This window comes from Micromonospora sp. NPDC005171 (genome assembly GCF_040608575.1).
GTDB lineage: Bacteria > Actinomycetota > Actinomycetes > Mycobacteriales > Micromonosporaceae > Micromonospora.
Genome location: NZ_JBEXIM010000009.1, coordinates 16,216 through 39,550, shown reverse-complemented (window position 1 = coordinate 39,550; position 23,335 = coordinate 16,216). Strand labels below are relative to the sequence as shown.

The following is a 23,335-nucleotide window of genomic DNA, read 5'->3' as shown; positions in this document are numbered from 1 at the left end:
CCGATGAACCACAGCTCAGCCACTGTGGGACCGGATCGGCACGCCGAACTCGCGGCCGGTCTGGCACAGGTGCGGTCCCGGGTCGATGACGCCTGCGCGCGGGCGGGCCGGGACCGCGCCGAGGTCACGATGATCGCGGTGACGAAGACCTACCCGGCCAGCGACGTGGTGGCGTTGGCCGGGCTCGGGGTGACCGACATGGGGGAGAACCGCGACCAGGAGGCAGCCGGCAAGGCCGCCGAGGTGGCTGCCGCCGGGGCGCGTCCCCGGTGGCACTTCATCGGGCAGTTGCAGCGCAACAAGGCCCGCTCGGTGGTCCGCTACGCCGACGTGGTGCATTCCGTCGACAGTGTCCGGCTGGCCCGGGCGTTGGCCACCGCGACCGCCGACCGGCAGACGCCGCTCGACGCACTGATCCAGGTGAGCATCGACGGCGACGCGGCCCGGGGCGGAGCCCTGCCCGACTCGGCGGATCCGGGCTCCGGATTGGAGCCGGTGGCCGAGGCGGTGGCCGACGCGCCAGGGCTGCGTCTGGTCGGTCTCATGGCTGTCGCTCCGCTGGGGTGGGAGCCGGAGCGGGCGTTCGCCCGGCTCGCGGAGGTGACCGACGCGTTTCGGGCTGTCCATCCGGGAGCCACCGCGTTGTCCGCCGGTATGAGCGGAGATTTCGAAATCGCGATCCGTTACGGCGCGACACATGTCCGCGTCGGTAGCGCGTTGCTCGGAATGCGTCCCACGCTGCGGTAGCCTGACCGCGAGACAAGCAAATTACATCAGTGTTGTTTCAGGAGCGGGCGTCTCCTAGTCGGGGGTCGTGGCGCGCGACGCGAATCGCGCACCGGGGGATTGCCGTTCCGGTCCGATGGGCATGGTTGTCCACTCGCGACGGGCGACATGGCACGGGGGCGCGTGCCGCACGGCGGACGGAAGGGCGCGGGATGGGTGCACTGCGCAAGGCGGGGGTCTGGCTCGGTCTGGTCGAAGAAGACGACGAGCGGGCCTACGACGACGGTGGCTACGACAAGGGTGGCTACCGCGACTCGCGTTACCGGCAGAGCCGGTACGCCGAGGAGTTCGCCGACGACGACGAGGACGACACCGAGGAGCCGCCGGCTCCCCGGTCGCGCGACACCGGGCGGGGTCGGCTCTCCGAGCGCCCGAGCGGGCGGTTGAGTGAGTCCGAGCGCGGTGACGGTGAGCGGCCGGAGCGGATCGAGCGGTCCAGCGTCCGGTCGATCACCCGGTCGTCGGCGGGCGAGACCTCCGGTGCGCTGACCTACCACACTCGGGACAACCTGGCCCTCGCGCCGCAGGTCACGTCGCGCGAGCGGGCCCTGCCCGAGGAGGAGCAGCGTTACCAGATCACCACGCTGCACCCCACCACCTACCGCGAGGCGCGCACCATCGGCGAGCACTTCCGCGACGGGGTTCCGGTGATCATCAATCTCACCGAGATGGATGAGGCCGATGCCCGCCGTCTGGTGGACTTCGCCGCCGGGCTGGCGTTCGGCCTGCGCGGTACGATCGAGCGCGTGACCAATCGGGTGTTCCTGCTCTCACCGGCAAATGTCCAGGTCACCGCTGAGGACAAAGCCAAGATCGCTGAGGGCGGCTTTTTCAGTCTGAGTTGATCCCGCCCGACCCGAGGGACGTCGCTGACCGTGTTGTCGATCTTACTGCAAGTGCTGTACCTGATCCTTTATGTCTTCCTGCTCCTTCTTCTGTCCCGGTTCGTGTTGAGCGCCGTCCTGCAGTACGGCCGTCGCTGGCAACCGGGGCGTGGAGCATCGGCAGGATTGGAATCCGTGTGGAGCGTCACTGATCCCCCTCTCAACGCGTTGAGGCGTGTGATCCCTCCGCTGCGAATTGGTACCGTGAGCATCGACCTGGCCTCCCTTGTGCTCCTGGTTATCCTGTTCGTGCTGATGGAGTTCGTGTTAGGGCCGTCGATCAGGGCATCTGCCTGATGACCGACGCGCTTTCGCGGCCGCAACTGACCCGAGGAGTTTCGATGCCGCTGACCCCGGCCGACGTCCACAACGTCGCCTTCAAAAAGCCGCCGATCGGCAAGCGGGGGTATGACGAGGAGGAGGTCGACGCCTTCCTTGATGAGGTCGAGCGCGAGCTCGCCCGTCTCATCGAGGAGAACAACGAGCTGCGCGCCCAGGTGGAGCGCGGCGGCCGTGGCGGTGCCCCCGCCGGCCCCGGCGGCGACGCCCGACTGGCGGCGGAGCTCAACGACGTCAAGGCCCAACTGGACCGGGTGCAGCGCGACAAGTCGGCGGCCGAGCAGGCCGCCCGCGCGATGCAGGCCGAGCTGGAGCAGGTCCGCGCGACCGGCGGCCCGGCCGGCGGCGTCACCGGCGACGGTGAGCAGCAGGCCCTGCGCGTGCTGATGATGGCCCAGCGCACCGCCGACGACCACGTGTCCGACGCTCGCCGCGAGGCGGACCAGCTGCTCTCCGAGGCTCGCAGCAAGGCCGAGGAGGTGACCCGGGAGGCGCGCGCGAAGGCTGACGCCCTTGAGCGGGACGCCCGCCAGCGGCACCAGGAGGCCATGGGCGGCCTGGACGCCAAGCGCACGGCGCTGCAGAAGCACATCGAGGAGCTCAAGCAGTTCGAGCGCGAGTACCGTACCCGGCTCAAGGCCTACCTGGAGAGCCAGCTGCGTGACCTCGACGGTCGTGGCCAGGGCCTCGAGGCCGAGATGACCCGCTCCGAAGCCGGCCGGGTCGCTGGCGGCAACGGGCTGGCCGCAGCAGGTCTCGCTGGTTCGTACGGCGGCGGCGGGCGCTCCGGCGCCCTCGAAGCCGGACGCTGAGCACCGGCCGGCGATCGCTGTCCGCAGAGATGGTGACGGTCGCCGGCCCGGCCTGGACGGTTCGACGCGGCGGGGGTGAGCCGTGATAGTCGCAAGTCTTCTGCTCATCCTCGTCGCGGTGGTGCTACTGGTGCTCGGCCTGGCCGGTGGCTCCAGCTTCCTGTTGGTCATCTCCATCGCGGCCAGCCTGCTGGCTGCCGTGGCGTTGGTGGTGGGCGCCCGCCAGGCAGCCGCCAACCGCGCCATGGCGGATCCCGGCCGGACCGACCGGCGACACCCCGACGCACCCCGCACGGCCAGCCAGGCCACACCGGGTGTCGCGTACGGGCCGCCGCTGGTCGAGCCGGAGGTGCCGGCCCAGCACGTGCCCACGACGTTTGGTACCGGCGGCGCCGGGTGGCGGCAACCACCCGCGTCGCCGGTCGACCATGTGTCGCCGATCGATGAGGCGTCGCCGCTCGACCCGCCACGCGTCGATGACGCGGCGCCGTTCGACTCGCGCGTCGACGAGGCTGCCCCGTTCGTGACCGCGGCGGACGACGAGCCCTCGCCTGCCCGGCCGGTCAGCTCGGCGTCGCCGATCGCGGCGTCGACCGACGACGTGTTCGACCCCGCTGTCGCGGCGGTCGACGAGCCAGCCGCACAGCAGATCACGGCCGCCGAGGCGGCCCGGGTGGCACGACTGCTCGACGCCGTCGAGGTCGTCGACGGCCGCCCCCGTTACCACCTCGACGGCTGCCCCCACCTGGATGGCTGGCAGTCCGAGACGTTGCCGGTCGCCGAGGCCGTGGAACTCGGCTTCACCTCGTGCGCGCACTGCGCGCCGGCGACCGCTCTCCTCGCCGACGCCCAGCCGATCTGAAGCGGTGCCGGTGCCCGCGCAGGACACGCTCACCGTGGCGGTACGGGTGAAGCCGGGCGCCTCCCGGGACCGGGTGGGTGGTCGCTTCGACGGCCCGCACGGGCCCGCCCTCGTGATCGCGGTCCACGACCCGGCCGTCGACGGTCGAGCCACCGAGGCGGCCCGCCGGGCGTTGGCCGGCGCGTTGGGCGTCCGGCCGGCCGCCGTGTCGCTGCGCGCCGGCGCGGCCAGCCGGGACAAGCTCTTCCTCGTCGACCGGCCCGGCCCGGAGTTGCCCGAGGTGCTGCGCCGCCTGCGCGACGGATCCGCCGAGTGAGGACAGCCCAGGCAAGGCAGCCGTGACGCCCGGGTTGGATATCGCGCTGCTGCTCGGTGCGGCCGTGCTGCTGGTCGCGGTCGGCGCGGTGCGACTCTCCACCCGGCTCGGCGTGCCCAGCCTCCTGGTCTACCTGGCGTTGGGCGTGGCGATCGGCGAGGGCGGGCTGGGCATCCGGTTCGACGACGTCGAGCTGACCCGGACCCTCGGCTTCTGCGCGCTGATCGTGATCATCGCCGAGGGCGGCCTGACCGCCCGGTGGACCACGCTGCGTCCGGTGCTCGGGCTGGCCTCCGCGCTCTCCACGGTCGGCGTGATCGTCAGCATCGTGGTGGTGGGCGTCGCCGTGCACCTGCTGCTGGGCCTGGACTGGCGGTTGGCGCTGCTCTACGGCGCGGTGCTCTCGTCCACCGACGCGGCGGCCGTCTTCGCCACCCTGCGCCGGCTGCGGTTGCCGCCCCGACTGGTGGCGACCCTCGAGGCCGAGTCGGGGATGAACGACGCCCCCGTGGTGCTGCTGGTGGTGTTGCTGTCCCACCAGGGCTTCTCGCACCCGTGGTGGTACGAGGTCGCGTTGGTCTGCTACGAGCTGGGCGCCGGCGCGGCGGTGGGGGTGGCCGCGGGCGTCGCCGGCACCTGGGCGTTGCGCCGGGCAGCGCTGCCCTCGGCCGGGCTCTACCCGATCGCCGCGGTGGGCATCACCGTGCTGGCGTACGCCGCGGGGGCGGTTCTGCACGCCTCGGGCTTCCTTGCCGTCTACGTGGCCGGGGTGTTGCTGGGCAATGCCCGCCTGTCGCACCGGCAGGCGATTCTCGGTTTCGCGGACGGGCTGGCCTGGCTGGCCCAGATCGGGTTGTTCGTGCTGCTCGGGTTGCTGGCCTCGCCGGGCCGGCTGGACACGGCGGTGCTGCCCGCGGTGGTCGCCGGGCTGGCGCTGGTGCTGCTGGCCCGGCCGCTGTCGGTGGCCGTCTCGGCGTTGCCGTTCCGCGTCGGCCTTCGAGAACAGGCGTTCCTGTCCTGGGCCGGGCTGCGCGGGGCGGTGCCGATCGTGCTGGCCACCATTCCGCTCTCCGAGCGGGTGCCCGGCGCGGAGCGGCTCTTCGACGTGGTCTTCGTGCTGGTGGTGATCTTCACGCTGGTGCAGACCGGGACGCTGGGACCTTTCGCCCGCCGGTTGCGGGTGACCGCGCCGGCCGAGGCCGCCGAGATCCACGTGGAGACCGCTCCGCTGGAGCGGATGCGGGCGGACCTGCTCCAGGTGGAGGTGCCGCCCGGCTCGCGACTGGCCGGCGTGCACGTCGACGAGCTGCGCCTTCCGCTGGGCGCGTCGGTGACCCTGGTGCTGCGCGACGGCGTGGGCTTCGTGCCCGCACCTGACACCCGGTTGAAGACCGGCGACAGTTTGCTGATCGTGGCGACCGCCGGGGTGCGGGACGCTGCGGAACGGCGGTTGCGGGCGGTCAGTCGGAGGGGTCGTCTGGCCCGATGGTTTGGTGAGTACGGGGATGAGGTGGTCGATTGATCTGCTAGCGTTCCCTTTGCCCCAGTTAGGCAGGGCTAGGGGCTGTTAGACGGTGCGACGGTGCGGCACGTTGTCGGACGCCTGTACGTTCCGTATTCTTGCCAACCTCCGGAGTGCGCGGCCATCGTCGCTGCGCGCCCCTTTTCGTACATAGGGGACGCCCTGGTCGGCGCCCCCTGACCCAGGCGCCGCGGACCGCGCGGTTCCCCGGCCGAGGGAGCGACCCATGGCGAAGCCATCCGACACCAGGACCGCCGGGCGTAAGCCGGTGGCCAAGGCCACCCGCAGCACCGCCGAGACCGAGAAGATCCGGGCGGCGCTGGCGGCGCGGCGGGACGAGCTTCGCGCCGAGTACGATCAGACGCTGAGTGAGATCACCGAGCTGCAGCGCGATCGGCTGACCGACTCGGCCGGGGACGACCAGGCCGACACGGGCACCAAGACGCTCGAGCGGGAGCAGGAGATCTCTCTCGCCAACAGCATTCTGGAACGGATCACGCAGGTGGAGCGCGCTCTGGAGCGCCTCGACGAGGGTGGTTACGGCTGGTGCGAGCGGTGCGGCAACCCGATCCCGGTCGAGCGCCTCGCCGCCTTCCCGTCAGCCACCCTGTGTGTGACGTGCAAGCAGCTGGAGGAGCGGCGCTGAGGTCCGTTCCCCGGCGGCGATGAGACGGTGAGTGATCACCGCCAAGACTGTCGATGGGGAGCGCATGACCGCAGTACCGTCCGCCGAACCCGGCCGCACCGACCCGGGCGGCGGCACCCGCCGGCCCCGGGCCGTCGCGATTCTCGCCGGAGTCGCCCTGGTGGCCCTGCTGGCCGACCTGGTCACCAAGCACCTCGCGCTCGCCGCGCTGACCGATCGGGAGCCGGTCCGGCTGCTCGGCGGGTTCGTCTACCTGAGCCTGACCCGCAACAGCGGCGCGGCCTGGAGCATCGGCGCGGACCACACCTGGGTCTTCCCGCTGATCACCATCGGAGTGGTCGGCTGGATCGTCTGGATGGCACTGCGGCTGCGCTCGCTGCCCTGGGCGATCTCCCTCGGCCTGGTGCTCGGTGGCGCGTTGGGCAACCTCGTCGACCGGATCTTCCGGGCGCCGTCCCCCTTCCACGGGCACGTGGTCGACATGATCAGCCTCTTCGACCCGTACGGTCAGGTCTGGCCGGTGTTCAATCTGGCCGACAGTTCGTTGGTCTGCGGCGTGCTGCTGGCCGTCCTGTTGGAGTTGACCGGCCGCCAGCGTGACGGCCGGCGGGCGGGCCGCGACGGCGACCTGGCCACCACTGACGCCACACCGGGCGCCGAGCAGAGGGAGCGGGCATGACCTCCGCGTTCGCCGCTGGCGGCGACCACCGTTCCCTTCCCGTTCCGGACGGCCTCGACGGCATGCGCCTGGACCAGGCCGTGTCCCGCCTGTTCGGGCTCTCCCGCACCGCCGCCGCGGCTCTGGTCGACGCCGGAGACGCGCTTGTCGACGGCTCCGCCCGGCCCAACTCGCACAAGGTCAAGGCCGGCTCCTGGCTGGACGTCACGCTGCCCGCCCCGGTCGCACCGCCGACCGTGGTGCCGCAGGCGGTGCCCGGCCTGCGGGTGGTCTACGCCGACGACGACATCGTCGTTGTCGACAAGCCGGTTGGGGTTGCCGCGCACCCCAGCCCCGGGTGGACCGGGCCGACGGTGATCGGCGCGCTCGCCGCGATCGGGCACCGAATCTCCACCAGCGGCGCCGCCGAGCGCCAAGGCGTGGTGCACCGGCTCGACGTGGGCACCACCGGGATCATGGTGGTGGCCAAGAGCGAGCAGGCGTACACGGCGTTGAAGCGGGCCTTCAAGTACCGCGAGGTCGACAAGGGCTACCACGCGGTGGTGCAGGGTCACCTGGACCCGCTGCGGGGCACCGTCGACGCGCCGATCGACAGGCACCCCACTCACGACTACCGGTGGGCGGTGGTCTCCGGCGGCAAGCCGAGCATCACCCACTACGACACCCTGGAGGCGTTCCCGGCGGCGAGTCTTGTCGACGTTCGGCTGGAGACCGGCCGGACCCACCAGATCCGGGTGCACTTCTCCACCCTGCGGCACCCCTGCGTGGGTGACCTCACCTACGGCGCCGATCCAACCCTCTCGGCCCGTCTCGGCCTGGCCCGACAGTGGCTGCACGCCCGCGAACTGAGCTTTTTGCACCCCCGAACGGGGGACGAGGTCCGGTTCGTCAGCGACTACCCTGACGACCTGGACCGTGCGCTCCAGATCCTGCGTGACTGAGCGGCGACCGTCCGACACCGTTCCACAGAGGGGATCCCGCCCGTGCGCACCGGCAACCTGCTGCGGCAGCTGGACCAGCGGCTGCTGCCGCCGCTGACCCGGGCCGTGGCCCGGCTGGGCGACCGGTCGGCGCGGTCCGGCGTGCTCAGTTGGGCCGCCGTGCTCTCGGCGGCGGCCGTGCTGGGCACCGCCGTCTGGGCCGTCGACGACACTCCGGTCGGCGACCGGACGGTCGGCGAGGTGACCCGGGTCGGCGTTGCCGACGGCGACTCCGTCCCCGGCTACCTGCGTTCGGCCGCGGCCGACCTGGCCGCGTTGCCCGGGTCCGCCGCGGCGGCCGCCGAGGGCGGGACGTACGCGCTGGTCACGCTCGACGCGTACCTGCCACCGCGGCGGTTGGCGACGGTGCTCGGCGACGTCGGGGTCTCGACCGTCTTCGGGCGGGTTCCGCTGCCCGGCCGGCAGACCGAGATCGTCAAGATCCCCGCGCTGCGGGTGCCCGACGACGTGGTCGCCGGCATGCAGCAGGTGGCGGCCCGCAAGGAGTCCGAGGCCGCCGACTACCGGGCCAGGGCTGCCGCCGTCGACGGCGACGGGCTGGGCGAGCGGGAGCTGCGGGAGCAGTACGCCAGCGGCGCCGAGGTGGCCGCCGCCGAGGCCGCCGCGTACCGCACCGGCTGCGCCTGCGTGTACGCGGCGGTGGTTCGCGCGACGCCGGTGGCGCTGCTCGGCGTCGCGGCCCGGCCGGACGTGCGGGCGGTCGACCCCGCCCCCGAGGTGTACCGGCTGGACCGCACCGTCTTCACGCCGCCCCTGCCCGAGCAGCACGACGTGGTGCGCCCGCCGGCCGACACCGGGCCGAGCCCCGCGCCGACCCAGACCGAGCGGCCAGCGCCGGCGGTCAGCGCACCGGCGCCCTCGGCCCCGGTGGGCGAATCGTCGGAACCCGCACCGGTCGTGATGATCCCGTCACCCGAACCGTCGAAGTCGGAGGCCGTCGAGTCGGCACCGCCGAGCGTCGCCACCTCGCCGGACGCCGCCGTCGCCGAACAGTCGCCGTCGCCGTCGTCGTCGTGATCTGCCCCGGCTGGTGTGCGCTCTGAGGTGTGGTCCGAATAGGGTTGGGTTCGTAGCCTGTCAGACAGAGATCGATGGCGCTGGGAGGGCGGGCCGTGGAGGGCAGTGAGACCGGCTGGGGCCGGCCGGCCGAACCAGCGCCGCGGTGGCGCGCGTTGTTGGACCGTGCCCGACTGGGCGGTCGCGGCGCGGAGCAGACCGAGTCGGAGCGGCACGGCGAGGAGCCACCGCCGGACCCGCTGCCACGGCGTGCGGCCCCCAACGGCTACGCCGGGCGGGCATCCGCGATCGGGCATCCCGCCGACCTGTCGTACGGCGCGGAGCCTGGTTACCGGGCCGAGGCGACCTACCGGGTCGACCCTGCCTACCGGGCCGACCCTGCCTACCGAGCCGAGCCCGCCTACCGGGCGGAGCCCGACTATCGCGCCGAACCGGACTATCGCGCCGAGCCGGCGTACCGGGCCGAGCCGGGTTATCGGGCCGAGCCGGACTATCGCGCGGAGCCGGCGTACCGGACCGAACAGCCGGACTACCGCGCTGAGCCCGGCTACCGGACCGACCCGGGCTACCGCGCTGAGCCGGACTACCGCGCCACGCCGGGCTACCGGGCCGAGCCGACGTACCGGGCCGAGCCCGAGCCGCCGGCGCGCGGCCCCGACCCGGTCCCGTCGCGCTACGCGTTGCTGGACAACGGCTACCGGCCGGGCGACCCGCCGGTGGAGTCGCGGTACGCGCTGCTGGAAACCGGTTACCAGCCGGAGACCGGCTATCCGGCCGCCGCGCCGCCGCCCCCGCCGATCGCCCCGCCGCCCATCGCCGCGCCGCCGCCCCCGCCGGTCGCCCCGCCCGTCCCGCCGCCACCCGCCCCGGCGGTCGGCTCGGCGATCGCCGAGCGTGCCTATCCGGCGCGGATCGAGTGGCGGCCACCGGCCGTGGACCAGGAGCAGGAGCGCGCCAACGGGGTGCTCCAGCGGGACCTGGGCACACCCCGGGTGTTCGCCTTCGCCAACCCCAAGGGCGGGGTGCACAAGACGACCGCCACAGTGCTCGCCGCGGCGACCGTCGGCAGCGTGCGTGGCAAGGGCGTGCTGGCCTGGGACGACAACGAGCTGCGCGGCACCCTCGGCCTACGCGCCGGCAGCGCCCGGCACGCCCGGACGATCCGGCACCTGATCAGCGACCTGGCCCAGATCGAGATCCTGGAGGGTGCGACCCTGCTGGATCGGCTGGACGACTACCTGCGGCACGCCTCCGACGGCTCGTACGACGTGCTGGCCGGCGAGGAGAGCCCGCGCTTCGCCCAGCGACTCGACCAGTTCACCGTCCGGCGGGTGCTGGAGCTGCTGCGGCGCACCCACGAAGTGGTCTGCGTGGACACCGGCAACAACGTGGAGAGCCCCAACTGGCGCACGGTGATGCAGGCAGCCGACCAGCTGGTGGTGACCACAGTGCCCCGGGAGGACGCGGCGTTCAGCGCGGACTGGATGCTCGACCTGCTGCACGAGGAGGGCATGGGCGAGTTGGCGGACAACGCGATCACCCTCATCTCCTGCCCGACCCCGGGTCGCTCGACCCTGCAGGACGACCTGGAGCGGCACTTCGCCACCCGTACCCGCGGGGTGGCCGTCGTGCCGTACGACCCGGCTCTGGAGACCGGGTCGTCGATCGAGTACCACCAGCTCCAGCCGGAGACCCGGCAGGCGTGGCTGCGGGCCGCGGCGATGATGGTGGAGCCGTTCGCCCGGTGAGCTGGTCTGCCGCCACCGGAGCCCCGGCCCCGCACCGGGCCTGAGAGGATCATCGGGTGAGCCCGGACAACCCCGACCCTGAGCGGCCCGCCGACGAGCCCGACCGCACCGCGCCACCCCGAACGTCCGGTCCGACGCCGTCGGCGGTCGAGCCGTCCGCCGGCACACCGCCGGCCACCGTCGCGCCGACCGGGCCGCCACCGGGCGGGTTCGACCCGGGCGCTGCGCCGGCCTCGGCGGCGTACCAGAGCTCGCTGGAGCTGCGGTTCGACGAGCCGCGTCGTCCGCTGCGTGCCGTGGCGACGGTGCTGGGCGCCGTGCTCGCGCTGGCCGCGCTGGGTGTCCCGCTCGGGTTGCTCTGGGCCGCGCTCGCGCCGGACACTCCGGTGCTCAAGACCGCCGAGGGGGCGATCTACGCCGAGCCGCAACCGGAGCAGCCGATCGCCGCCGACGGCTGGTTCAGCCTGCTCGGGCTGGCCTTCGGGCTGATCGTGGCGCTCGCCCTGTGGTTCGTGCTGCGTCGGCGGCGCGGCCCGGTCGGGCTGCTCGCCGCGGTGCTCGGCACGCTCGTCGCCGCGCCGGTGGCCTGGCAGGTGGGACGGCGGATCGGCCTTGCCACCTTCGACCGGTTGCTGGCCACCGCCCCGGCCGGGCAGGCCTTCAGTAAACCCGCCGACCTGCGCGCCGGTGGGGTGGACTGGCTGCTCGGCGTGCTGCCGGTGCCGCACGGCAACCTGCTGCTGCCGGCGTTCGGGGCTGCGGTCATGTACACCCTGCTGGCCGGCTGGTCGCGGTGGCCGGGGCTACGCCCGGAGCCCGAGCCGGGGGAGTTCAGTTGGGTGTCGGCGGGGACGCCAGTTCCGCCAGCGGCACCGGAACCGCCCGCACCTGACGCAGCAGAGCCGCCTCGCGGTTGAGCAAACGCAGCTCGGCGCGGAGCCGGGAGGCGGTGTCGTCGATGGCCAGCAGCCGCTGCCGGTCATCGACGGTGAGCGCCGCGGTCGCCGCCACCAGGTGCGAGAGCACCGTCGGGTCCTCCGGCAGCTGCTCGGAGATCTCCTCCGGGTCGGAGCGGATCAGGCCGAGGTACTGCCGGAACACCGCGATCACCCGGGCGGCCAGCAGATCGGCCACCTCGTCCGGGCCGCCCGGGTCGGGCAGCCACTCGACGTCGGCGGTCAGGTAGGGCTCGGCGCTGTCGTCGACCTCGGCGATCCGGAACCGACGGCGACCGACAGTGACGATGTCGAAACCGCCATCGGCCAGCTCGGTCACCTGGCGCAGCTCGGCGGTGCAGCCCACCTCGTGCAGCGTCACCTCGCCGACGCTCGGCGTCGCCCGCGCGCCGGGGCCGGCGGGCGCGACCTCCCAACCGGCCTGGATGGCCACCACGCCGAACTCACGCGGGGCGCCCTCGGGCAGGCCGACCAGGTGCCGGACCAGCGCCCGGTAGCGCTCCTCGAAGATGTGCAGCGGCAGCACCAACCCGGGAAAGAGCACCGTTGCGAGCGGAAACACCGGCAGCCGTGCGGTCACATGGTCGAGCCTAACCAATCTCGCCCCCGGGGGCGTGGCCCGGCTCACCGTCCCGGCGGACGGGCGGCTCGGGTGGACGTCGGGTCGGCCGCCTAGACTCGCAAGGGTGCTGAATCGGATCGACCTGCGCGACGGTCTCGGTGACCCGCGCCGCCTGCTGCCCCGTGCCCAGCTCGACGTGTCCGTCGCCGTCGAGCGCATCCGGCCCCTGGTGGAGGCGGTCCGTGAGCATGGGTACCCGGCCATCCGGGAGGCCAGCGAACGGTTCGACGGCATTTCCCCAGAGGTGCTGAGGGTGCCGGTCGAGGCGATCACCGAGGCGGAGGGGGTGCTCGACCCGGCGGTGCGTGCCGCGCTGCTGGAGTCCATCGCCCGGGCCCGTCGGGTGCACGCCGACCAGCGGCGCACCGACCACACCACCCAGGTGGTGCCCGGCGGCACGGTCACCGAGCGGTGGCTGCCGGTCGACCGGGTGGGTCTCTACGTGCCCGGTGGCCTGGCGATGTATCCGTCGACCGTGGTGATGAACGTGGTGCCGGCCCAGGCGGCCGGGGTGCGCTCACTGGTGGTGGTCAGCCCGCCGCAAAAGGACAACGGCGGCCTGCCCGACCCTCGGGTGCTCGCCGCGTGCGCGCTGCTCGGCGTCGACGAGGTGTACGCAGTGGGCGGGGCCCAGGCGGTGGCGATGCTGGCGTACGGCGCCGCGGTGGACCCGGCGGGTGAGCTGCGGTGCGACCCGGTCGACCTGATCACCGGCCCCGGCAACATCTGGGTGACCGCCGCGAAGCGGCTGCTGCGCGGCGTGGTCGGCATCGACGCCGAGGCAGGGCCGACCGAGATCGCCATCCTGGCCGACGACACGGCCGACCCGGCGCACGTGGCCGCCGACCTGATCAGTCAGGCCGAGCACGACCCGCTCGCCGCGAGCGTGCTGGTCACCCCGTCGGTGGCGTTGGTCGAGGCGGTCGAGGTGGAGTTGGCCCGGCAGGTGCCGGCGACCAAGCACGCCGAGCGGGTCACCACGGCGCTGACCGGTGAGCAGAGCGGTGTGGTCCTGGTCGACGACCTCGAGGCGGGGCTGCGGGTGGTCGACGCGTACGCGGCCGAGCACCTGGAGATCCAGACTGTCGACGCCCGGGAGTGGGCGCTGCGGGTCCGCAACGCCGGGGCGATCTTCGTGGGTGCCTGGTCGCCGGTGTCGCTCGGCGACTACTGCGCCGGGTCCAACCACGTGCTGCCCACCGGCGGCTGTTCCCGGCACTCCTCCGGCCTGTCCGTGCAGTCCTTCCTGCGCGGTGTGCACCTCATCGAGTACACCGAGGCGGCGCTGCGCGACGTGGCCCCCCACGTGGTCACCCTGGCCAACGTGGAGGACCTGCCCGCGCACGGCCAGGCGGTCCAGGCCCGTTTCCCGGGAGGGTCGGCGTGACCAGCCTGGACGAGCTGCCGATCCGGGCCGACCTGCGCGGGCTGTCGCCGTACGGGGCGCCGCAACTGGACGTGCCGGTGCGGCTCAACACCAACGAGAACTCCCACCCGGTGCCGGAGCCGGTGGTCGAGGCGATCGGCAAGGCGCTCGCGGCCGAGCTGCGCGAGCTGAACCGCTACCCGGACCGGGACGCGGTGGCGCTCCGCGCCGACCTGGCCGAATATCTCGGGCACGGGCTCACCGTCGACCAGGTGTGGGCGGCCAACGGCTCCAACGAGATCCAGCAGCAACTGCTCCAGGCGTTCGGCGGGCCGGGGCGCACCGCGCTCGGCTTCGTTCCGGCGTACTCGATGCACCCGCTGCTGGCTCTCGGCACCAGCACCCGGTGGGTGCCCGCCGCGCGCGGCGTCGACTTCGGGCTGACCGCCGAGGAGGCGGTCGCCCAGGTCCGCGAGCACCAGCCGGATGTGGTCTTCCTCTGCTCGCCGAACAACCCCACCGGCACGGCACTGGATCCGGCGGTGATCGCCGCGGTGCTCGACGTCGCCCCCGGGATGGTGGTCGCCGACGAGGCGTACGCCGAGTTCGCCCGACCCGGGACGATCAGCGCGCTGGCGGTGCTGCCCGGCCACCCGCGGCTGGTGGTCACCCGGACGATGAGCAAGGCGTTCGGCTTCGCCGGCGGCCGGCTGGGTTACCTGGCCGCCGACCCGGCGGTGGTGCGGGCGGTGCAGCTCGTCCGTTTGCCGTACCATCTCTCCGCGCTCACCCAGGCCGCGGCACGCGCGGCGGTGGCCCACCGCGATGCCCTTCTCGGTACGGTGAGCGCGATCATGGCGCAGCGGGACCGGATCGTGGCGACGCTGCGCGAGCGGGGGTTGCGGGTCGCCGACAGCGACGCCAACTTCGTGCTCTTCGAGGTGGGCGGCGACCAGACAGTCGTCTGGAACGCCCTGCTGGCGCAGGGGGTGCTGGTCCGTGACGTCGGCCTGCCCGGCTGGCTGCGGGTGACCGCCGGCACCGCCGCCGAGACCGACGCCTTCCTTTCTGCAATGGAGACTTCGCGATGAGTCGGACCGCCCGGGTGGAGCGGATCACCAAGGAGACCAAGGTCCTCGTCGAGATCGATCTCGACGGCACCGGCGCCGCCGAGATCAGCACCGGCGTCGGCTTCTACGACCACATGCTGCACCAGATCGCCCGGCACGGTGGCTTCGACCTGACCGTGCGCACCGTGGGTGACCTGGAGATCGACGCGCACCACACGATCGAGGACACCGCACTCGCCCTGGGCGCGGCGTTCGATGAGGCGCTGGGCGACAAGGCAGGCATCCGGCGGTACGGCTCGGCGACCGTGCCGATGGACGAGGTGCTGGTCCGGGCCGCGGTGGACCTCTCCGGTCGGCCGTACGTGGTGCACGACGAGCCGGTGCTCGCCCCCTACATCGGGCCGGTGTACGCGACCAGCATGACCCGGCACATCTGGGAGTCCTTCGGTCAGGCGGCCCGGGTCACCCTGCACGTCGACGTGCTGCGGGCGGCCCGGCCGGGTGGTCACCCGGACGCGCACCACGTGGTGGAGGCGCAGTTCAAGGCGGTTTCCCGCGCGTTGCGCGAGGCCACCTCGATCGATCCGCGTTCCGCCGGGGCGATCCCGAGCACGAAGGGCGCGCTCTGATGAGCGCGAGGAGTGCAGCGCAGCGGAGCCCCGCAGTCGCGAATGGAAGGCCGGTCTGATGGGTGGCGCGTTGCCGACGTTGCTGTTGATTCTGGCCGGGGTGCTGGTGGGTGGCACCTGGTCGCTCCACCGGCAGGGCGCGCCGAAGGGCGCCGTGCTGATCACCGCGGCGCTCGCGGTGCTCGCCACGGTCGCCGGGGTGCTGCGGCTGCTGCCGGAGAACGGGTGATCGGGGTGACGACATGAGTGACGTGGTGGTGCTCGACTACGGCTCGGGCAACCTGCGTTCGGCGGAGCGGGCGCTGGCCGCCGCCGGAGCGGACGTCCGGGTGACCGACGACCTGGCCGCGGCGGCTGCCGCCGATGGTCTGGTGGTGCCGGGTGTGGGCGCGTACGCGGCGTGCATGGCGGGCATCGAGGCGCTGGGCGCCGGCCCGGTGATCGCCGAGCGGGTGGCCGCTGGTCGGCCGGTGCTCGGCATCTGTGTCGGCATGCAGGTGCTCTTCGAGCACGGCGACGAGCACGGCGTGGTGACCAAGGGGCTGGGGTTGCTGCCCGGCGGGGTGACCCGGTTGGCCGCCACCCGGTTGCCGCACATGGGCTGGAACACGGTCCGGGCACCTCGGGAGTCGGTGCTGTTCGCCGGGCTGTCCGAGCAGAGCCGGTTCTACTTCGTCCACTCGTACGCGATGGGCGACCCGGCGGCGCTGGCCGCTGCCGGTGCCACGGTGACCACCGCCCACCACGACACGGATTTCGTCGCGGCGGTGGAGCGTGGCTCGTTGTCGGCGGCCCAGTTCCATCCGGAGAAGTCTGCCGACACCGGTGCCGCGCTGCTGCGCAACTGGCTCGCCACGTTGCCCAGCGGTGACTGAGCGTCGTCGCGCGGTGCCCGGCCGGCGGGCGTCGCGGTGAGCCGGGAGCGCGCCCGCCGGCGGGCGGAGCGGGAGGCGGAGCAGGCCCGCGAGCGGGCGGTCCGGCAGCGCCAGGTCGCTCGCCGGCAGCGCCGTCGCGCTGTGGTCCGCGGGTTGACGCCGCGGCTGCGGCGGGGTCGTTCCGGGCGACTGGCTCGGCACACCCGGGGTGAGCGGGCCGCGATCGTGCTGCTCACCGGCGCGGCGTTGATCCTGATCTGGACGTTCGTCGACAACCTGGCGTTGCGTATCGCGCTGATCGTGCTCTTGCTGCTCGTACTGCCGGCGATCGTCGTGATCGCCCTGGACCGTCGTACCTGATCGAGGAGAAGACCTTGAGCCTCACCCTGTTACCCGCCGTGGATGTCGCTGACGGCCGGGCCGTCCGGCTCGTGCAGGGCGCCGTCGGAAGCGAGAGCATCTACGGCGACCCGTTGGACGCGGCGCTGGCCTGGCAGCAGGACGGCGCGGAGTGGATCCACCTGGTCGACCTGGACGCGGCGTTCGGTCGGGGCACCAACGCGCACCTGCTGGCGGAGGTGGTGCGGCAGTTGGACGTGAAGGTGGAGTTGTCCGGCGGCGTTCGTGACGACGAGTCGCTGCGCGCGGCGCTGGGCACCGGGGCGGCCCGGGTGAACATCGGGACCGCCGCCCTGGAGGACCCGGTCTGGTGTGACCGGGTGGTCGCGGAGTACGGCGACCGGGTGGCCATCGGGTTGGACGTGCGGGGTCACACCCTGTCGGCGCGGGGTTGGACCCGCGACGGTGGTGACCTGTACGAGGTGCTGGAGCGGCTGGACAAGGCGGGCGCGAGCCGGTACGTGGTCACCGACATCACCAAGGACGGCACGATGCGCGGGCCGAACCTGGATCTGCTGCGCGAGGTGTGTGCCCGTACCGACCGCCCGGTGATCGCTTCGGGTGGGGTGTCCACACTGGATGACCTGCGGGCCTTGGCGACCCTGGAGTCGGCCGGGGTGGAGGGCGTGATCGCCGGCAAGGCGCTCTACGCGGGTGCCTTCACTGTGGCCGAGGCGCTGCGGACGCTGGCCGAGGCGTGACGACGACCCGGCTGGGGTCGGGTGGCCCGTGGGAGCAGCGCTACGGGTACTCCCGGGTGGTCCGGGCCGGTGAGTGGGCCTGGACGGCCGGGTGCACGGCGACTGTGGACGGCCGGGTGGTGCACGTCGGTGACGCGGCCGCGCAGACCGCGCAGGCGCTGCGGATCGGGTTGGCCGCGCTCGCCGAGGTGGGTGCGGAGCCGGGTGACGTGGTCCGGACCAGGATGTACGTGACGGACCGGTTGCACGCCGACGAGGTGGGCCGGGCGCACAACGCGGTGTTCGGTGCGGTCCGGCCGGCGGCGACCCTTGTGGTGGTGGCCGGTCTGTTAAATCCGGAGCACCTGGTGGAGGTGGAGTTGGAGGCGTACCTCGGCGATCGCTGAGGTACCCGCCCGGCGGCCTGCTGGTCGCAGTGCGGCCCGTTAAGTTGTGCACAACCTAATTGTGGGCTACGGTTCAACGGTGATCGATGACCTGGTGCTGCGCCGGCAGGTGTGCTTCGCGCTCTACGCCGCGTCGCGCGCCCTCACCGACGTCTACCGACCGATCCTCGACGAGGTCGGGTTGACCTACCCGCAGTACCTGGTGCTGCTGGTGCTCTGGGAGCGACCCGACGACGCCCCCACGGTGTCCGAGTTGGGCGCCGAGCTGCGGCTGGACTCCGGCACGCTCTCCCCGCTGCTCAAACGGCTGGAGGGGGCCGGCCTGGTGGTGCGCCGACGCTCGGCCCGCGACGAGCGGCGGGTCGAGGTGGGCCTCACCGAGCAGGGCCGGGCGCTACGCGAGCGACTCGGCGACGTTCCGCTGCGGGTCGCGCAGGCCACCGGCCTGGGCTTCGGCGAGCTGGTCGCGCTGCGCGACACCCTCACCCGGGTCACCGAGACCATCCACCGACAGAAGGAGCAGTGACTCTCATGCAGGTTCTCTACACCGCGTCCGCGACCGCCAGCGGCGACGGCCGGGACGGCCACGTCGAGACCTCCGACGGCACCGTCGCGCTCGACCTGGCCGTGCCGAAGGAGATGGGCGGTGCCGGTGGTGCGGCCAACCCCGAGCAGCTCTTCGCCGCCGGCTACGCGGCCTGCTTCCACAGCGCGCTGCGGCTGGTGGGCCGCCGGGCCAAGGCCGACGTGAGCGACTCCGTCGTCGCGGCCGAGGTGGGCATCGGCCCCAACGGCAGCGGCGGTTTCGGGCTCACCGTGCAGCTCGTCGTCGACCTGCCCGCCGCGCCCCGCGAGGTCGCCGAGCAGGTGGTCGAGCAGGCCCACCAGGTCTGCCCGTACTCGAACGCGACCCGCGGCAACATCGACGTCACGCTGACCGTCCGCGAGACCCTGGCCGCGTGACCTCGCGGCACAGGCCCCCATTCGCGGACGAGAGGACGACCACCCCGTGACCAGCAACCGCGAGATCCACCTGGCCAGCCGCCCCCAGGGCTGGCCCACCGAAGACACCTTCAGGCTCGTCGAGACCGAGGCTCCGACGCCCGGACCGGGCCAGATCGTGGTCCGCAACCAGTACATGTCCGTCGACCCGTACATGCGGGGACGGATGAACGACGTCAAGTCGTACGTCGCGCCGTTCGCGCTCGACGCGCCGCTCGACGGTGCCGCGATCGGCGAGGTGGTGGCCAGCGAGGCGGCGGACATCGCAGTCGGGACCACCGTCCTGCACGGGCTGGGCTGGCGCGAGTACGCGCTGCTCGACGCCACCGCCGCCCGGCCGGTCGACCCGAGCATCGCCCCGGTCAGCGCATACCTGAGCGTGCTCGGCATGACCGGGCTGACCGCGTACGCCGGGCTGCTGGAGGTCGCTGCGATGAAGCCCGGCGAGACGGTCTTCGTCTCCGCCGCGGCCGGCGCGGTCGGCAGCCTGGTCGGCCAGATCGCCAAGCTCAAGGGCGCCGGCCGGGTGGTCGGCAGCGCCGGTTCCCCGGCCAAGGTCGAACGGCTGCGGGCGCTGGGCTTCGACGCCGCCTTCGACTACCACGACGGGGTCCGCGAGTCGCTGCGGGCGGCCGCCCCGGACGGTGTCGACGTCTACTTCGACAACGTCGGCGGCGACCACCTGGAAGCGGCCATCTCGGCCATGAACCTTCACGGCCGGGCCGCGATCTGCGGCATGATCTCGCAGTACAACTCCACCGAACCGTCGGCCGCGCCGCGCAACCTGGCGCTGGTCATCGGCAAACGGCTCACCCTGCGCGGCTTCCTGGTCAACGACCACAACGACGTGCGCGCGGCGTTCGTCCGCGACGTCGCGGGCTGGCTGCGCGACGGCACGCTGTCCTACGACGAGACGATCGTGGACGGCATCGAGAACGCCCCGGACGCGTTCATCGGCCTGCTACGCGGCGACAACCTCGGCAAGATGCTCGTCAAGGTGTGACCCAGACCTCGTTCACGGCGGTCGACCCGATCGGGTCGACCGCCGTGCCGCAGGCGGAGGATAGGCTCGCGGCATGACGGTGGCGGTACGGGTGATCCCCTGTCTGGACGTGGACGCCGGGCGGGTGGTCAAGGGGGTCAACTTCCTCGACCTTCGTGACGCCGGCGACCCGGTGGAGTTGGCCGCCGCGTACGACCGGGCCGGCGCGGACGAGCTGACCTTCCTCGACGTCACGGCGTCCTCCAGTGACCGGGGCACCATGCTCGACGTGGTGCGCCGCACCGCCGAGTCGGTGTTCATCCCGCTGACCGTCGGCGGCGGGGTCCGGCAGGTCGCCGACGTGGACACGCTGCTGCGCGCCGGGGCGGACAAGGTCGGCGTGAACACCGCCGCCATCGCCCGTCCGGAGCTGATCGCCGAGATCGCCGACCGGTTCGGCCGGCAGGTGCTCGTGCTCTCCCTCGACGTGCGTCGGTCGCCGGACGGCGGCACACCCAGTGGCTTCGAGGTCACCACGCACGGGGGTCGACGCGGCACCGGCATCGACGCCGTGTGGTGGGCACACCGGGGCGCCGAGTTGGGCGCGGGGGAGATCCTGCTCAACTCCATGGACGCCGACGGCACCAAGGCCGGCTTCGACCTGGAGTTGATCGCCGCGGTGCGGGCGGTGGTGGACGTGCCGGTGGTGGCCAGTGGGGGCGCCGGCGAGGTGGCCCACTTTCCGCCCGCGATCGGCGCCGGCGCGGACGCGGTGCTCGCCGCCAGCGTCTTCCACTTCGGCGAGCTGACCGTCGCCGAGGTCAAGGACGCGCTGCGCCTCGGCGGCCACCCCGTGCGCTGAGCCGCTCAGCGCTCGCCGGAGTGGCCCTCCGGTGACCGACGCGGGCTGGGGATCGAACGGACCGCGTACTCCTGGACGGCAGCCGCGTGGTCGGCCTCGTCCAGGATCCAGTCGGCGCTGCCGGGCGCGTGCCGGCGGGTCAACACTCCCTGCACGGTGTCCACCATGGTCGCCACGCCCGCGCGCGGGCGGGTACGCCACAGTTGCTCACCCTCGGCGGTGATCCGGAACCAGCCGTCGGCGACGCTGACCAGCCCGGCGCCGACCAACCGCCGGACCGCGGCCTCCACCTCGTGTCGCTGCGGGATCGCGTGGTTGAGGTGGTCGGCGGTGGAGAGCACGTCGGTCAGGCGGACACCCTCCGGCCGCCGGCTTGTCGCCGACCGACGGTGCCGTCCGGCCCCACTCGCGATGACGAGCGACACGAAGATCCAGGCGTCGTTCCAGCGCCAACCGTTCTCCCCCATGCAGAGATGATGACGGCGCGCGTCGCGGAAGGGAACACCCACCCGCCAACCGGTGCGCGGCACCACCGCCACGTACCGGTTCGCGAACGGTCGGTGAGGTTTCAGCCGGCCGGGGTGGCCGGCGCGGGGTTACCCGGCGGCGGCGTGGCGCTGTCGGGTGCGGTGCCCTCCGGCACGGCGAACAGCGGGATGAAGAACTGGGCCAACGGACCGATGGCCAGCGCGTACGCGACGGTTCCCAAGCCGACCGTGCCGCCGAGCAGCCAGCCCAGCGCCAGCACGGTGACCTCGATGACGGTGCGCACCAGCCGGATCGACCGGCCGGGCCGGCGGGCCACGTACCCGGTCATCAGACCGTCACGGGGTCCGGGCCCCAACCGGGCGCCGAGGTAGAGAGCGGTGGCGGCGCCGTTGGCGACGATCCCGGTGATCAGCATCGCGATCCGGACGCTGAGCGGGCCACCCGCGGGCAGCAGGGCCAGCGTGGCGTCCACGACCAGGCCGATCACCACGACGTTGCTGACCGTGCCGAGGCCGGGCCGCTGCCGCAGGGGGATCCACAGCAGCAGGACCAGCGCGCCGACGACGATGGTGACAGTGCCGAAGGAGAGCCCGGTCAGCCGGGAGAGCCCCTGATGGAACACGTCCCACGGGTCGAGGCCCAGGTGGGAGCGGATCATCAGGGCCATGCTCACGCCGTAGAGCGCGAGCCCGAGATAGAGCTGGACCAACCGTCGAACCGGCCGGTGCCGCAGATTGCCAAGCAGTGCCATGCATGCCACCCTAGGTGCCAATCCTCGTCGAGGAAGAAGCCAATATTCGAGGAGTGGCTATGACCGGGCAGGTGCGCGGTGTCCAATTGGCCCGTCTGCTCGGGCAGTGGCACGCCCTGCCGGGTCGGCGCCGCAGCCCCGACTACGCCGCCCTGGCCGGCTCGGTGCGCGGGCTGCTCGCCGACGGCCGGCTGCCGCTGGGCGTCCGCCTGCCGGCGGAACGGGAGCTGGCCGAGGCGCTGCGGATCAGCCGGACCACTGTCACCGCCGCCTACCGGCAGCTGCGCGAGACCGGGCACCTGGCCAGCCGTCGGGGCGCCGGCAGCTGGACGATGCTGCCCGGCAACCACCGGGTGGCCAGCACCGGCCTGTGGACCCCGCTGGACGACCGGGAGATGCTCGACCTCGGCGTCGCGGCGCTGGCCGCCCCGCCGCAACTGCTGTCGGCCGCCCGCGCCGCCACCGAGGACCTGCCCCGCTACCTGAGCGGGGCCGGTTACCACCCGACCGGCATCATCGAGCTGCGCGAGGCGGTGGCCGAGGCGTACGCCGCCCGGGGTCTGCCCACCTCCGCCGACCAGATCATGGTCACCAGCGGCACCCAGCACGCACTGGATCTGGTGCTGCGGCTCGCCCTGGCCCCGGGCGGCACCGTGCTTGTCGAGTCCCCGACCTATCCCAACGCCCTCGCCGCGCTGGCCGGCCGGCGGGCCCGGATCACCACCCACGGTCTGGCCGCCGACGCCGGCTGGGAGCCCGACCTGTTGCTGGGCAGTCTCCGGCAGACCCGGCCCAGGCTGGCCTACCTGATTCCGGAGTTCCAGAACCCGACGGGGCACCTGATGCCCGCCGCACTACGCGAGCGCGTGGTGGCTGCCGCGCACGCGGTCGGCACCGATCTGATCATCGACGAGTCGTTCGTGGACCTGTCGATGGACGGCACCGAGCCACCACCCCCGGTCGCCACCTACGACCGGCACAGCCGGGTGATCAGCATCGGGGGGATGAGCAAGCCGTACTGGGGTGGCCTGCGGATCGGCTGGGTGCGCGCGTCCGCCCCGCAGGTGCAGCGACTGGCCGCCGTGCGGGTCGGGGTCGACATGGCCAGCCCGGTGCTGGACCAACTGGTCGCGGTGCACCTGCTCGCCGACGCCGAGGCCATCGTCGCCGACCGTCGCGTCCAGTTGGCCGTCCAGCGGGACGCTCTGCTCGGCGCGCTGGCGCACCAACTGCCGGAGTGGCGGGTCACCGTGCCACGCGGTGGCGTGACGCTCTGGGCCGAGTTGGACGGCCCGGTCTCGAGCGCGCTGGCCCGGGCCGCGGAGGAGGTCGGCGTACGGCTGGCCCCCGGCCCCCGGTTCGGCCTGGACGGCACCCTGGAGCGCTTCCTGCGGCTGCCGTTCACCCTGCCCGCGGCGGACCTCGTGGAGGCCGTCGGGCGGATCGCGGCGATCCGTTATGACCTGGACCGGGCCGGCCGGCAGCGGTGGCGGGAGCCGGCCGTCATCGCCTGAGCCGCCGCCGGTTGTGACCGCCGACCTCCGGCCGGGTTACCCCGCACCGGTCCGCGGTCGTCGCGGACCGTCGGAGAGAGGGTGAGCGGGCATCGCCGCCTCCACCGGTCTGCCGGCAA

At 73.0% G+C, this 23,335-nt stretch carries 28 protein-coding genes and 2 pseudogenes; 27 read left to right on the top strand and 3 right to left on the bottom strand.

All coding sequences use genetic code 11. The features are described 5' to 3' along the window. Window positions 1-3: 3 nt before the first annotated feature. The 14 genes and pseudogenes from ABZU74_RS14600 (at window position 4) to ABZU74_RS14535 (ending at window position 11,529) form a co-directional block, all read left to right on the top strand. A complete protein-coding gene (locus tag ABZU74_RS14600; protein WP_355423044.1) occupies window positions 4-747 on the top strand; it encodes a YggS family pyridoxal phosphate-dependent enzyme in 744 nt (247 codons plus the stop codon). A 191-nt stretch (window positions 748-938) separates the two neighbouring features. Then, window positions 939-1,631, top strand: a complete 693-nt coding sequence (gene sepF, locus ABZU74_RS14595) for a cell division protein SepF (RefSeq protein ID WP_355423041.1) — start codon at window positions 939-941, stop codon at window positions 1,629-1,631. Window positions 1,632-1,661: 30 nt separating this feature from the next. Further along, complete coding sequence (locus ABZU74_RS14590; protein ID WP_030334503.1) at window positions 1,662-1,967, top strand: YggT family protein; 306 nt, start codon at window positions 1,662-1,664, stop codon at window positions 1,965-1,967. A gap of 44 nt (window positions 1,968-2,011) precedes the next feature. After that, on the top strand, window positions 2,012-2,821 hold the full coding sequence (locus tag ABZU74_RS14585) for a DivIVA domain-containing protein (RefSeq protein WP_036411965.1): 810 nt from the start codon (window positions 2,012-2,014) through the stop codon (window positions 2,819-2,821). A gap of 82 nt (window positions 2,822-2,903) precedes the next feature. After that, window positions 2,904-3,329: pseudogene (locus tag ABZU74_RS14580) on the top strand (hypothetical protein); the annotation flags it as partial. Between the two features lie 120 nt (window positions 3,330-3,449). Beyond that, window positions 3,450-3,683 (top strand): annotated as a pseudogene (locus ABZU74_RS14575) (hypothetical protein); the annotation flags it as partial. A 10-nt stretch (window positions 3,684-3,693) separates the two neighbouring features. Continuing rightward, window positions 3,694-3,999, top strand: coding sequence for a DUF167 domain-containing protein (locus ABZU74_RS14570; RefSeq protein ID WP_112582742.1), 306 nt, complete (start codon window positions 3,694-3,696; stop codon window positions 3,997-3,999). 22 nt (window positions 4,000-4,021) lie between these two features. Further along, complete coding sequence (locus tag ABZU74_RS14565; protein WP_355423038.1) at window positions 4,022-5,521, top strand: potassium/proton antiporter; 1,500 nt, start codon at window positions 4,022-4,024, stop codon at window positions 5,519-5,521. Window positions 5,522-5,747: 226 nt separating this feature from the next. After that, window positions 5,748-6,167, top strand: a complete 420-nt coding sequence (locus ABZU74_RS14560; protein WP_091407724.1) for a TraR/DksA C4-type zinc finger protein — start codon at window positions 5,748-5,750, stop codon at window positions 6,165-6,167. Window positions 6,168-6,231: 64 nt separating this feature from the next. Then, a complete protein-coding gene (gene lspA / locus ABZU74_RS14555) occupies window positions 6,232-6,846 on the top strand; it encodes a signal peptidase II (RefSeq protein WP_355423034.1) in 615 nt (204 codons plus the stop codon). Continuing rightward, window positions 6,843-7,787 (top strand): RluA family pseudouridine synthase, encoded by a 945-nt coding sequence (locus tag ABZU74_RS14550; RefSeq protein WP_091407730.1) that lies wholly within the window; start codon window positions 6,843-6,845, stop codon window positions 7,785-7,787. Before lspA ends, ABZU74_RS14550 begins: the two co-directional genes overlap by 4 nt. A 42-nt stretch (window positions 7,788-7,829) precedes the next feature. Further along, window positions 7,830-8,864 carry a hypothetical protein gene (locus ABZU74_RS14545; RefSeq protein WP_355423031.1) on the top strand — a complete coding sequence of 345 codons (1,035 nt, stop codon included), beginning with the start codon at window positions 7,830-7,832 and terminating at the stop codon, window positions 8,862-8,864. A gap of 74 nt (window positions 8,865-8,938) precedes the next feature. Then, window positions 8,939-10,612: an ATPase gene (locus ABZU74_RS14540; protein WP_355423028.1), complete on the top strand. Its 1,674-nt coding sequence runs from the start codon at window positions 8,939-8,941 to the stop codon at window positions 10,610-10,612. A 56-nt stretch (window positions 10,613-10,668) separates the two neighbouring features. Then, the gene (locus ABZU74_RS14535) at window positions 10,669-11,529 is read left to right on the top strand and encodes a DUF2567 domain-containing protein (protein WP_355423025.1); all 861 of its coding nucleotides are present in this window, start codon (window positions 10,669-10,671) and stop codon (window positions 11,527-11,529) included. Here ABZU74_RS14535 and ABZU74_RS14530 read toward each other — a convergent pair. Beyond that, on the bottom strand, window positions 11,444-12,148 hold the full coding sequence (locus ABZU74_RS14530; protein WP_355423022.1) for an LON peptidase substrate-binding domain-containing protein: 705 nt from the start codon (window positions 12,146-12,148) through the stop codon (window positions 11,444-11,446). The two genes, ABZU74_RS14535 and ABZU74_RS14530, sit on opposite strands and share 86 nt — an antisense overlap. A 106-nt stretch (window positions 12,149-12,254) precedes the next feature. Between ABZU74_RS14530 and hisD the strand changes: the two genes are divergently transcribed. From hisD to hisF, 12 genes are all read left to right on the top strand, one after another. Further along, a complete protein-coding gene (hisD, locus tag ABZU74_RS14525) occupies window positions 12,255-13,577 on the top strand; it encodes a histidinol dehydrogenase (RefSeq protein ID WP_355423019.1) in 1,323 nt (440 codons plus the stop codon). After that, window positions 13,574-14,647 (top strand): histidinol-phosphate transaminase, encoded by a 1,074-nt coding sequence (locus tag ABZU74_RS14520; RefSeq protein ID WP_355423016.1) that lies wholly within the window; start codon window positions 13,574-13,576, stop codon window positions 14,645-14,647. Before hisD ends, ABZU74_RS14520 begins: the two co-directional genes overlap by 4 nt. Then, window positions 14,644-15,255: an imidazoleglycerol-phosphate dehydratase HisB gene (hisB, locus tag ABZU74_RS14515; protein ID WP_355423013.1), complete on the top strand. Its 612-nt coding sequence runs from the start codon at window positions 14,644-14,646 to the stop codon at window positions 15,253-15,255. Before ABZU74_RS14520 ends, hisB begins: the two co-directional genes overlap by 4 nt. 58 nt (window positions 15,256-15,313) lie before the next feature. After that, window positions 15,314-15,484, top strand: a complete 171-nt coding sequence (locus tag ABZU74_RS14510; RefSeq protein ID WP_355423010.1) for a hypothetical protein — start codon at window positions 15,314-15,316, stop codon at window positions 15,482-15,484. Window positions 15,485-15,497: 13 nt separating this feature from the next. Beyond that, window positions 15,498-16,130: an imidazole glycerol phosphate synthase subunit HisH gene (gene hisH / locus ABZU74_RS14505; RefSeq protein ID WP_355423007.1), complete on the top strand. Its 633-nt coding sequence runs from the start codon at window positions 15,498-15,500 to the stop codon at window positions 16,128-16,130. A gap of 36 nt (window positions 16,131-16,166) precedes the next feature. Then, the gene (locus tag ABZU74_RS14500) at window positions 16,167-16,490 is read left to right on the top strand and encodes a hypothetical protein (RefSeq protein ID WP_355423004.1); all 324 of its coding nucleotides are present in this window, start codon (window positions 16,167-16,169) and stop codon (window positions 16,488-16,490) included. A gap of 14 nt (window positions 16,491-16,504) precedes the next feature. Further along, on the top strand, window positions 16,505-17,230 hold the full coding sequence (gene priA / locus ABZU74_RS14495) for a bifunctional 1-(5-phosphoribosyl)-5-((5-phosphoribosylamino)methylideneamino)imidazole-4-carboxamide isomerase/phosphoribosylanthranilate isomerase PriA (RefSeq protein ID WP_355423001.1): 726 nt from the start codon (window positions 16,505-16,507) through the stop codon (window positions 17,228-17,230). Then, a complete protein-coding gene (locus ABZU74_RS14490) occupies window positions 17,227-17,616 on the top strand; it encodes a RidA family protein (RefSeq protein WP_355422998.1) in 390 nt (129 codons plus the stop codon). Before priA ends, ABZU74_RS14490 begins: the two co-directional genes overlap by 4 nt. Window positions 17,617-17,695: 79 nt before the next feature. Then, a complete protein-coding gene (locus ABZU74_RS14485) occupies window positions 17,696-18,142 on the top strand; it encodes a MarR family transcriptional regulator (RefSeq protein ID WP_355422995.1) in 447 nt (148 codons plus the stop codon). Window positions 18,143-18,147: 5 nt separating this feature from the next. Beyond that, window positions 18,148-18,579 carry an organic hydroperoxide resistance protein gene (locus ABZU74_RS14480; protein ID WP_355422992.1) on the top strand — a complete coding sequence of 144 codons (432 nt, stop codon included), beginning with the start codon at window positions 18,148-18,150 and terminating at the stop codon, window positions 18,577-18,579. Window positions 18,580-18,625: 46 nt separating this feature from the next. Next, window positions 18,626-19,621: an NADP-dependent oxidoreductase gene (locus ABZU74_RS14475; RefSeq protein WP_355422989.1), complete on the top strand. Its 996-nt coding sequence runs from the start codon at window positions 18,626-18,628 to the stop codon at window positions 19,619-19,621. A 73-nt stretch (window positions 19,622-19,694) separates the two neighbouring features. After that, the gene (gene hisF / locus ABZU74_RS14470; protein ID WP_355422986.1) at window positions 19,695-20,462 is read left to right on the top strand and encodes an imidazole glycerol phosphate synthase subunit HisF; all 768 of its coding nucleotides are present in this window, start codon (window positions 19,695-19,697) and stop codon (window positions 20,460-20,462) included. Window positions 20,463-20,467: 5 nt separating this feature from the next. Here hisF and ABZU74_RS14465 read toward each other — a convergent pair whose 3' ends face one another. Together ABZU74_RS14465 and ABZU74_RS14460 are read right to left on the bottom strand one after the other, a co-directional pair. Next, window positions 20,468-20,929, bottom strand: coding sequence for a hypothetical protein (locus ABZU74_RS14465; RefSeq protein ID WP_355422983.1), 462 nt, complete (start codon window positions 20,927-20,929; stop codon window positions 20,468-20,470). Between the two features lie 101 nt (window positions 20,930-21,030). Then, on the bottom strand, window positions 21,031-21,702 hold the full coding sequence (locus ABZU74_RS14460) for a hypothetical protein (RefSeq protein ID WP_355422980.1): 672 nt from the start codon (window positions 21,700-21,702) through the stop codon (window positions 21,031-21,033). Window positions 21,703-21,761: 59 nt separating this feature from the next. Between ABZU74_RS14460 and ABZU74_RS14455 the strand changes: the two genes are divergently transcribed. Next, a complete protein-coding gene (locus ABZU74_RS14455) occupies window positions 21,762-23,216 on the top strand; it encodes a PLP-dependent aminotransferase family protein (protein ID WP_355422977.1) in 1,455 nt (484 codons plus the stop codon). Window positions 23,217-23,335 lie beyond the last annotated feature (119 nt).

Coding starts and splice junctions, on each gene's coding strand:
- sepF (WP_355423041.1), top strand. CDS start 939: ATGGGTGCACTGCGCAAGGCGGGGGTCTGGCTCGGTCTGGTCGAAGAA.
- ABZU74_RS14540 (WP_355423028.1), top strand. CDS start 8,939: ATGGCGCTGGGAGGGCGGGCCGTGGAGGGCAGTGAGACCGGCTGGGGC.
- ABZU74_RS14600 (WP_355423044.1), top strand. CDS start 4: ATGAACCACAGCTCAGCCACTGTGGGACCGGATCGGCACGCCGAACTC.
- ABZU74_RS14465 (WP_355422983.1), bottom strand. CDS start 20,929: ATGGGGGAGAACGGTTGGCGCTGGAACGACGCCTGGATCTTCGTGTCG.
- ABZU74_RS14460 (WP_355422980.1), bottom strand. CDS start 21,702: ATGGCACTGCTTGGCAATCTGCGGCACCGGCCGGTTCGACGGTTGGTC.
- ABZU74_RS14455 (WP_355422977.1), top strand. CDS start 21,762: ATGACCGGGCAGGTGCGCGGTGTCCAATTGGCCCGTCTGCTCGGGCAG.
- hisB (WP_355423013.1), top strand. CDS start 14,644: ATGAGTCGGACCGCCCGGGTGGAGCGGATCACCAAGGAGACCAAGGTC.
- ABZU74_RS14510 (WP_355423010.1), top strand. CDS start 15,314: ATGGGTGGCGCGTTGCCGACGTTGCTGTTGATTCTGGCCGGGGTGCTG.
- hisF (WP_355422986.1), top strand. CDS start 19,695: ATGACGGTGGCGGTACGGGTGATCCCCTGTCTGGACGTGGACGCCGGG.
- ABZU74_RS14585 (WP_036411965.1), top strand. CDS start 2,012: ATGCCGCTGACCCCGGCCGACGTCCACAACGTCGCCTTCAAAAAGCCG.
- hisH (WP_355423007.1), top strand. CDS start 15,498: ATGAGTGACGTGGTGGTGCTCGACTACGGCTCGGGCAACCTGCGTTCG.
- ABZU74_RS14560 (WP_091407724.1), top strand. CDS start 5,748: ATGGCGAAGCCATCCGACACCAGGACCGCCGGGCGTAAGCCGGTGGCC.
- ABZU74_RS14480 (WP_355422992.1), top strand. CDS start 18,148: ATGCAGGTTCTCTACACCGCGTCCGCGACCGCCAGCGGCGACGGCCGG.
- lspA (WP_355423034.1), top strand. CDS start 6,232: ATGACCGCAGTACCGTCCGCCGAACCCGGCCGCACCGACCCGGGCGGC.
- ABZU74_RS14550 (WP_091407730.1), top strand. CDS start 6,843: ATGACCTCCGCGTTCGCCGCTGGCGGCGACCACCGTTCCCTTCCCGTT.